Origin of the sequence: Albidovulum aestuarii, from assembly GCF_029961185.1 — a bacterium.
Classification (GTDB): Bacteria; Pseudomonadota; Alphaproteobacteria; order Rhodobacterales; family Rhodobacteraceae; genus Albidovulum; species Albidovulum aestuarii.
Genome location: NZ_JASBQQ010000008.1, coordinates 214915 through 223633, shown reverse-complemented (window position 1 = coordinate 223633; position 8719 = coordinate 214915). Strand labels below are relative to the sequence as shown.

Genomic DNA, 8719 nt, shown 5'->3' with positions numbered 1-8719 from the left:
GACGGCGACCAAAAACGCCTCAAAGCCCGCATCACACCCTTCCCGCACTTCGACCCAACAAAAGAACGAGTCAAAGGAAACTATTGAAAGCGTCGGTCCACAAAGCTCAAACGGCGCGAATGCCCCAATCCGTCAGGTCGTTGACAAGCATCATGCAGATGCGCCGCAAGATCGCGCGCAGACGGTCGACCTCGGGTCCTGCCAAACCGTTATCAGCCAAAGCCTGATCCATGCATTTCAGCCAGTCTTCCGCTGTCTCGGCGGAAACGGGCACATGTGCGTGCATCAGTCGCACATCCATATGACCGTGCTTTTCCTCGTAGTAGCGTCGCCCCCCGAGAAACCCACTGAGGAAATTGAACTGCTCCACTCGCGCATGATCCAGCCCGTGCCCCCGGATATGCAGGGTCCGCAGACGGGCACCATCGGCAGAGAACTCGACAATATCGTAGAAATCCTCGACAAGTTTGCGCAGGGCATCCTCGCCTCCGATACGGTCGATCATGGCCTGCGCCATTCGGTCCTCCTGCTGGAATTGGTTTCCTTGTGAGACAATACTTTTCCTTTTAGGAATACCAGAATTACCTGTAGGATGCCAGTAAATCAATCCGGGGAGATGAACTTGGTCAGTCTTGCGCTTGGGCTCATTGCTGCGCTGGCTTGGGGTGTGCATGACTTTCTCGTCCGCTTTCTCGGCGGCGGGCTGATCATTCCTTCCGCTTTGCTTATCGTGCTCTCTGTCGGCACAGCGGTTACCTTGCCGATTGCTGTCGTATCGGGTGGATGGTCAGGCTTGGCCATGTCCGAGTTCTCCGCCGCGATGGGGTCCGGCCTGGCCTATGCGCTTGGCTCCTACTGCCTCTATCGGGCCTTTGCCGAGGGGCCGGTGCGGCTCGTCGCCCCGATCATCGGCGCCTATCCGGTGATCACGGTCGCGCTGGCATGGCTGTCGGGCAAGGCGGTTCCGGTATCCGACTGGCTCGCCGTTGCGGTCATCGTGACGGGCGTCGGACTGGTCGCCAGGCTTTCCGGTGCGGGGGACGGGACCGGGCGGCGTCGGCGGGCAGCGGTCAACGCGGCGGTATCCGGGATCGCGTTCGCGGCCGCCTTTGCGCTTGCTCAGTCGGCGGCCAGCGGCAGCGCGGACTGGCCCGCGATCATGGTGATCCGGGCGGCTGCGATTGCCGGGGTCGTTGCCTTCCTGCTGACCGTGCACCGCGGACCGGTTGCGCCGCAAACAGGACAGTTGCCGGTTCTGGGTGCGATGGGGCTTTTAGACGCCGCGGCGCTGTCACTCGTGACTGTTGCAGGTTCCCTTCCCAACCCTGAATATGCCGCCGTAGTGACGTCCATCTTCGGCGTTGTCACGGTGATCCTTGCGCATGCCATTCTACATGAGCGGATGACAACCGGGCAGTGGTTCAGCGTTTTCGTTGTCTTTTCCGGCGTCGCAATGCTCGGTCTTTGACGGATGTGGTTCCCTTAAGGCCCGGGTTCAGGCGCGGACGTTGTTGTTTTGCGGATCGTAGAGTGCGGCGTCGACGATGACCGCAGTCACCGGATCTCCGATCACCTCGACGGTCAGCACGGTTCCGTCCGCCGCGAAATCGGGTTCAACGAAGGCATAGGCAATGTTGCGCCCGACCCGGTGCCCCCATCCGGCCGACGTTACGGTGCCCACGACGCGGCCGCTGGCCACCACACTGTCGCCGCCATGGGCGGGCGCGTGGGTGCAGTCGAGAACCAGTGACACGAGCCTGCGGCGCGGGCCCTCAGCCTTTCGCCGTATCAGCGCCGCCTTGCCGATGAAATCGGGTTTGGAGAGATCGACGAAGCGATGAAGGCCGGTCTCGAACGGGTCAAATTCGGTGATGAGGTCGGCCTTCCAGTGCAGGTAACCTTTTTCGAGGCGCATGGACTCGACGGCTTGGGAGCCAAAGAGCGTGAGCCCATGCGCCTCGCCCGCCTTCCTGAGCGCCAGCCAGGCGGAATAGAGCGAGGCATTGGGCACGTGGATTTCATAGGCGAGTTCGCCCGAGTAGCTGACCGCCATGACAACGGCAGGCGCGATGCCGACAAAGGCGCGACGGACCGAAAGCCAGGGGAAGGCCGCCGCCGACCAGTCGCCGCGTGAGGCCGCCGCCAGCACGTCACGCGATTTCGGTCCTGCAAGGATCAGGATCGTGTAGTCGTTCGTCAGCCAGCGCAGCCGGATATCCTTACCCTCGGGCAGATGCATGCGTAGCCAGTCCATGTCGTGCCATTCGGACGCTGCCGCCGAGCCGTACCAGATCGTGTCCGCATCGAGATGGGCAATTGTCGCTTCGCCCTTCACGCAGCCATGGTGATTGAGGAGGTAGCCGAGGCCGACACGGCCCGGTTTCTTCATCACCTTCCCGCAGAACATCGTATCGAGCCAGCCCTGCGCATCCGCCCCGGTGATCTCTATCCGGTTGAAGCCGCTGACTTCGGTCAGCCCCACGCCCGATTGCAGCGCCTTCACTTCCTTGGCGACGACATCGAACGCCTCAGTGAATCGGAAGGAATGTGTTTCGTGGAAATCGGCGGAGGGCTTGATATAGGCCATCCGTTCCCAGCCATTGACCGTGCCGAACTCCGCCCCCTCGGCCGCGAGGATCGGGGTTAGCGGCGTCGTCTTCATCGGGCGACCCGCCGGGCGGTGTTCATGCGGGAAATGGAAGCGGAATTCGTTCTGGTAGTCCTCCACGGCTTTCAGCGCGGTCAGTTCGACGTTGGCGTGACCCGTGAAGCGGCGCGGATCAAGGCACCAGGTGTCATAGCAGGCCTCGTCATGGACGATATGCTGCGCCAGAAGCCAGCCATGACCGCCGCCTTCGCCCAGACCCGCGCGCAGACCGATGATGCAGAAGGCGTTGCGTTTGCCGGGGATCGGGCCGACCAAGGGCGCGCCGTCGATTGTATAGGTGATCGGGCCGTTGACGACCGTGTGGATGCCCACCTCCATCAAGGCTGGCATACGGGCAAATGCGCCTTCCAGCACATCCGTCACCCTGTCGAGATCGTCCGGGCAAAGTGCATTTACGAAATTCGGGTCGATTCCGTCCATGCCCCAGGTCTTGCAGCCCTGTTCATAGAACCCGACCAAGAGCCCCATCTTTTCCTGACGACAGTAATAATCGCTGATCGGGCAGCGCAGGAGCGGCATGCGGTGGCCCGCGTCGCGGATCGCGGGAATCTCCTCGGTCAGAAAATACTGGTGTTCCATCGATGCGACGGGGTGGTGGACGCCCATCATCGCGCCGACCTCGTTCACGCGGTAGCCGCAGGCGTTGACGACGATCTCGCAATGGATGTCGCCATGTTCGGTATGGACCGTCCAGCTGTCATCCTTGTGCTGCGTGAGCCCGGTGACGGGAGTATTACGATAGACCTCGGCTCCGGCCTTCCGGGCGCGGCGAGCCAGCGCCTGGCAAAGCTGGGCGGGGTCGATATCGCCGTCGAGCGGGTCCCAAAGCCCGCCGATGAGGTTGTCGGTTGAGATCAGCGGGTGGCGGCGGGCGCATTCGGCGGCGTCGATCACCTCGAAATTGACGCCCATTCCCTTCGCCATCGAGGCGAAATGGCGATAGCCCTCCATCACCCGCTCGGTATTGGCCAGCCGGATGCCGCCATCGCCGTGGTGGTAGTTGATCGGGTAATCCGGGTCCTCGGCCAGTTCCTTGTAGAGCCGGATCGAATGGCTTTTCAGCCCGACCATCGTTTGGTTCATGCCGAAATTCGTGACCTGCGCGGCCGAGTGCCAGGTGGTGCCTGAGGTCAGTTCATTGCGCTCCACCAGAACCACATCGGTCCAGCCTTCCTGCGTCAGGTGATAAAGAGTCGAGCATCCTGCAATGCCGCCGCCGATCACGACAACGCGGGTCTGGGTCTTCATCTGCGGCACTCCGTGTTTTTTGGTATTTGCCATTGAGTTGCGATGCGCTTGGTCATCCGGTCAATGACTGCAAGGCGAGTTTCGAATTTCCGTCGTTGTTCATAGATGTTTTGAAATTGTGCCTCCGTGCTTGTCACGCTGCATATCGGTGCGCGTAACTGAACGTACTGCCGGGAGGAGTGCATGACAGAAGTGACAACAGGAAGGCGCGCTGGGGGCCGCGCGGAACGGGTCGCGAAACGCGCAGCTCCGCCCGAGGTCAATCCCTGCCCGCCGGGGCAGATCGGCGGGTTCTACAAGCCGTTGAGTGAACCGGAAATCGTCGCGATCTATGAAACCGCGCTGCGGTTGCTGGCGGAACTCGGCATGGGCGAGGTGCCCGATATCCTCGCCCGTCAGCTTTTGGATAATGGTGCAGAGCGGTCTGGCAACCGTATCCGTTTCCCGCGCGGGATGGTGGAGCGCGCGATCGAAGTCGCGGCGAAGGAGTTCACCTTTCACGGCCGCGACCCCGCCCGGTCGATTCAAGTCGGCGGAGAGTGCGTGCATTTCGGCACAGGCGGCGCGGCGGTTCAGACGCTTGATCTTGATACCGGTCGTTACCGACCTTCCACTTTGCGCGACCTTTACGACTTTACGCGCTTGCAGGACACGTTGACGAATGTGAGCTGGTTTACACGTTGTTGCGTGGCGACCGACATGGCCGATCCGTTCGATCTGGACGTCAACACGGTCTTCGCGCTCCTGAAGGGCACGACGAAGCCGGTCGCGACCTCGTTCACGCTGGCCGAGTATGTGGCACCGATCATGCGCATGGTCGGAATCGCGCTGGGGGAGGAGGGGGCGTTTCGTAAGGCTCCGTTCCTCAAGGCCCATATCAGTCCGGTCATCTCACCGATGCGGTTCGGTGAGGACGCGGTGGAGGTGACGCTCGCGTGCATGGAGCACGGGCTGCCCATTTCCTGCATCACGGCGGCGCAATCGGGGGCGACCGCGCCGGCGACGCTTGCAGGCTTTCTCGCCCAGTCTCTCGCAGAAACGCTGGCGAGCCTGATCATGGTGAATGTCTTTCAGCCCGGCTATCCGATGGTCTTTTCCAACTGGCCATTGGTCATTGATCTGCGCACGGGGTCGTTCTGCGGCGGGGGCGGCGAGACTTCGGTGATGAACGCGGCTTCGGCGCAAATCTCGAACTGGCTAGGCCTGCCTTCGGGCGTGGCTTCATCGATGACCGACGCAAAGGCGATTGACGCCCAGTATGGTGTAGAAAAGGCGCTGTCGTCGCTTGCCGCCGGACTAGCTGGTGGCAATCTGATCTATGAAAGTTCAGGTATGATGGCCTCACTTCTGGGCGCGTCCTTTGAGGCGTTCATTCTGGATGATGAGATGCATTCGATGATCTACCGCACCCTGCGCGGTGTCGAGGTGACGGAAGAGACGCTCGGTTTCGACGCGATCTGCGAGGCCGTGCTGGGTGAGGGACATTTCCTCGGTGGGGCGCACACGCTTGCGGCGATGCAGCGCGACTATTTCTATCCGCGTTACGCTGACCGCGACGCTCCGATCACCTGGACCGAAAAGGGCCAGAGCGACGCCTGGTCACGGGCACGGGAAGCGGCGCGCGCGATACTGGAGACCCACCGGCCGGACTATTTGCCCCCCGAAGCTGAGGCGCGCATCCGGGGCGAATTCAACATCTTGCTTTAGCTCTTCGGGGCTGACCTCCCCTGGGCGCCTGGACCGCCTCAGGCCCCGGCGGTTCCGGACCGGTTCTCGGCAATCATCGAGATCATCTCGAACATAACCGCTGCTGCCGTCAACGCGGTGATATTATTAGGGCTGTCCTTAGTGGGCATCATGCAGACTACATCGCCGCCGACGATGTTCATGCCGCGTGCCGCGCGCAAAAGGCCCACCGCCTCGTCGATATCGAAGCCTTTCTCGCCGGGTTCAAGGTTCGATACGCCCGGCGCGATGGTCGGATCGAGGCAATCTAGGTCGAAGGTGAGATAGACCGGTCGGCCTGCGAGCACCTCTTTGATCTGGGCGATCACATCGGCCAGCCCGCGCTGGCGGAACTCTTTCATCGTCACGACATTGTAGCCGTAATCGTAGGAGGGCTGCAGCCAGTCGAGCGTGCGGGGATGGCCCCGAAGCCCGATCTGCATCGACCGTGTCGGGTCCACCTGCCCCTGATCGGCGAGATAAGCGCCCCAATGGGCCGCAGATTTCTCTGCGCCAAGAAAATGGTCGACCTTGGTGAAGACATCGGTATGGGCGTCGAGATGGAGGAAGCTGACGGGTTCGCCGCCCGCGATCTTGCCACGCCCAAGCGCCTGAACAATGCCGCCGGTGATCGAATGATCGCCGCCGACCGAGACGGGCCGCGCGCCCGCCGCATCGATGCGTTTGTAGAAATCGGTGATCTGCTGGATGCAGTGTTCGTTGTCATTGGCGCGGGGGAAGGGTACGTCGCCCACGTCGACGATCTTCGCCGCCTCCCACGGGTTGATCCCGAACTCGCCATGGACCCGCCGCTGGACCGCCGAGACATGCCGCAGCGCGCGTGGCCCCAGATGCTGATCGCGTTCGGTGGTGCCGTTGCCGGTGGAATGGGGCACGCCGACAAGCGCGATATCGGCGCCATCGGGTGGCTCGTTCGGACAGCGGAACATGGTGGGGATGCCCCACCAGTACAGGTTCTCCATCATCGAACGGTCGTGTTCCTCGGCCATATCGCCCCCTAACCTTTGTCGTGCCGTTCAACCTCTTCCATCAGTATTGGAACGCCCAGCGCCATGGAATGGATGCCCATGATCGAAGTCAACTGCATGACTTCGAGGATTTCCTCTTTGGTCGCCCCGGCCTTCAATGCGTTCTGGATGTGGCGCCGCACGCCCGACGGCCAGAGATGGGTCGTGGCCACGTTGATCGCAATAAAGATCAGTTCCTTGTGTTTCTGCGGGAGTGGCCCCTTGGTCTGCGGCACCGCGCGGAAGGCAAGGAAGGTTTCCAGATAGTCCGGGTCCATCTCGGCCAATGTGTCCCACATCGGGTTCCAGTCGCCGGTGGCGCGCTGCGCCTCGGTCGCGGGATAGGTTTTTTCGGCCATCTCAGCCCCCCCTGTGCTTGAAACTGTCGCGGCGGAAGGAATAGAGCGCCGCCGGGTCCACGGCCACGTCGATGACGACGGGCTTGCCGCAGGTCAGAGCCGCCTCGATCGCCTCGGCCATGCCCTTCAGCGTATCGGCGCGGTAGCCTTTGGCGCCGTAAAGCTCCGCCAGCTTGTCGAAGGGCGGGCTGGAGATGTCCGCGCCAATATAACGCCCGCCGAAGAAGTCGCGCTGATAGGCTTTCTCGGCCCCCCAGCAGCCGTTGTTCATCACCACCGTGACCGTGTTGATGCCATGATCGACGGCGGTCGACAGTTCCGACACGGTCATGCCAAAGCCGCCATCGCCCATCAGGCTGATCACGGGCCGGTCCGGCGCGGCCAGCTTGACCCCCAGCCCGCAGGCGAAGGAAAAGCCGACAAGGCCGAAATCGAGGGGCGTGAACAGGCTTTTCGGCGTCCAGTAGTTCAGGGCGTCCGTGGCCTGAAGGCACAGCGTGCCCGCATCCATCGTGACTGCTGCGTCCTTGGGCAGCACGTCGCGCAGCGTCTTGAAGAGACCCGATGGATGGATCGGCATCGCATCGACCTGCGCGTCGGCATCGCGCTTGGCGAGAAAGGCCTGACGCTCGGCCTTGTAGGCCGCGGTCCACTTATCAGCGGAAGCACGATCCTTGATCCGCCCGATGGCCTCGGTCAGTTGCGTGGCGGCCGTCGGCGCATCAGCCCAGATGCCGAGCGCGACGGGGAAGTAGCGGCCGATGGCGGTCGGTTCGAGTTCCACATGGATGATCGCGGCGTCACGGTTGATGTTGTCATAGCTGTAGAAGGTCGCGTTGAAGCCGACCCGCGTGCCGAGCGCGAGGATCACGTCAGCCTCGCGCACCAGACGCGAGGCGACGATATTGCCGCGCGGCCCCATTTGCCCGGCATTCAGCGGATGACCGAAGGGAATGGCGTCGCCATGGCCGGGCGATGTGACGATGGGGGCGTTCAGCGCCTCGGCCAAGGCCAGCGTCTGTGCGTGGCCGCCTGTGTTCTTGATGCCGCCACCCGCGATGATCACGGGGCGGGAGGCACCTGCCAGCATCTTTGCGGCCTCGGCAATGGCCTCGGCAGGCGCGGCGGGCACAGATTGGCTGCGATAGGTTTCGGGCGTCTGGAAGGTGTCGAACTCGGCCTGCGCCGACAGCACGTCACGCGGCAGGTTCAGTTGCACCGGGCCGCGCCGCGGGGTCATTGCCACGCGGAACGCCTCACGCACCATTTCCGGCACGCGATCCGCGCTGGTCGCGGTCCACGTCTTTTTAGTGATCGGCGTAAACAGCGCCTGTTGGTCCACCTCCTGAAAGGCGTCGCGATAGACATGGGACGAGGCGAGCGACCCAGCGATGGAGACGACCGGCGAATAGGCGGCCTTGGCCTGCCCGAGGCCGGTGACAAGGTTGGTGGCGCCTGGGCCGTTCTGGCCCGCCAGAACGACGCCGGCCTGGCCGCTCATCCGCGCATAACCGTCAGCCATATGGGTGCCTGTGCGTTCGTCATGAACCCCGATCAGGTTGATTTCCGACGCATCGTATAGCGCGTCGAACATCTCCATCGTCGCCGAACCGATCAGGCCGAAGACATGGCCCACCTTCTCTGCCTTCAGCGCCTCGACCGCCGCCTGTCCGCCCGTGAGCTTTGTCATG

Annotated in this window: 7 protein-coding genes; 2 read left to right on the top strand and 5 right to left on the bottom strand. The window is 62.6% G+C overall.

Annotated elements, in window-relative coordinates; translation table 11 throughout:
* Positions 1–106: 106 nt before the first annotated feature.
* Positions 107–517, bottom strand: coding sequence for a group II truncated hemoglobin (locus tag QKW60_RS17265; RefSeq protein ID WP_282370487.1), 411 nt, complete (start codon positions 515–517; stop codon positions 107–109).
* Between the two features lie 105 nt (positions 518–622).
* Here QKW60_RS17265 and QKW60_RS17260 point away from each other — a divergent pair, with 105 nt between their 5' ends.
* Complete coding sequence (locus QKW60_RS17260; protein ID WP_282370485.1) at positions 623–1468, top strand: EamA family transporter; 846 nt, start codon at positions 623–625, stop codon at positions 1466–1468.
* A gap of 27 nt (positions 1469–1495) precedes the next feature.
* Here QKW60_RS17260 and QKW60_RS17255 read toward each other — a convergent pair whose 3' ends face one another.
* The gene (locus QKW60_RS17255; protein WP_282370483.1) at positions 1496–3916 is read right to left on the bottom strand and encodes a GcvT family protein; all 2421 of its coding nucleotides are present in this window, start codon (positions 3914–3916) and stop codon (positions 1496–1498) included.
* A gap of 183 nt (positions 3917–4099) precedes the next feature.
* Between QKW60_RS17255 and QKW60_RS17250 the strand changes: the two genes are divergently transcribed.
* The gene (locus tag QKW60_RS17250) at positions 4100–5623 is read left to right on the top strand and encodes a trimethylamine methyltransferase family protein (protein ID WP_282370481.1); all 1524 of its coding nucleotides are present in this window, start codon (positions 4100–4102) and stop codon (positions 5621–5623) included.
* A 38-nt stretch (positions 5624–5661) separates the two neighbouring features.
* Here the strand turns inward: QKW60_RS17250 and QKW60_RS17245 are convergent, their stop codons facing one another.
* Genes QKW60_RS17245 through QKW60_RS17235 form a run of 3 tightly spaced genes read right to left on the bottom strand, consistent with a single transcriptional unit; the run spans position 5662 to position 8718 of the window.
* Entirely contained in the window at positions 5662–6651 is a 990-nt protein-coding gene (locus QKW60_RS17245) for an arginase family protein (protein WP_282370480.1), read from the bottom strand.
* Positions 6652–6659: 8 nt separating this feature from the next.
* On the bottom strand, positions 6660–7028 hold the full coding sequence (locus QKW60_RS17240; RefSeq protein ID WP_282370479.1) for a carboxymuconolactone decarboxylase family protein: 369 nt from the start codon (positions 7026–7028) through the stop codon (positions 6660–6662).
* A 1-nt stretch (position 7029) separates the two neighbouring features.
* Positions 7030–8718 carry a thiamine pyrophosphate-binding protein gene (locus tag QKW60_RS17235; protein WP_282370477.1) on the bottom strand — a complete coding sequence of 563 codons (1689 nt, stop codon included), beginning with the start codon at positions 8716–8718 and terminating at the stop codon, positions 7030–7032.
* Between the last annotated feature and the right edge of the window lies 1 nt (position 8719).

Coding starts and splice junctions, on each gene's coding strand:
- QKW60_RS17265 (WP_282370487.1), bottom strand. CDS start 517: ATGGCGCAGGCCATGATCGACCGTATCGGAGGCGAGGATGCCCTGCGC.
- QKW60_RS17250 (WP_282370481.1), top strand. CDS start 4,100: ATGACAGAAGTGACAACAGGAAGGCGCGCTGGGGGCCGCGCGGAACGG.
- QKW60_RS17255 (WP_282370483.1), bottom strand. CDS start 3,916: ATGAAGACCCAGACCCGCGTTGTCGTGATCGGCGGCGGCATTGCAGGA.
- QKW60_RS17240 (WP_282370479.1), bottom strand. CDS start 7,028: ATGGCCGAAAAAACCTATCCCGCGACCGAGGCGCAGCGCGCCACCGGC.
- QKW60_RS17235 (WP_282370477.1), bottom strand. CDS start 8,718: ATGACAAAGCTCACGGGCGGACAGGCGGCGGTCGAGGCGCTGAAGGCA.
- QKW60_RS17245 (WP_282370480.1), bottom strand. CDS start 6,651: ATGGCCGAGGAACACGACCGTTCGATGATGGAGAACCTGTACTGGTGG.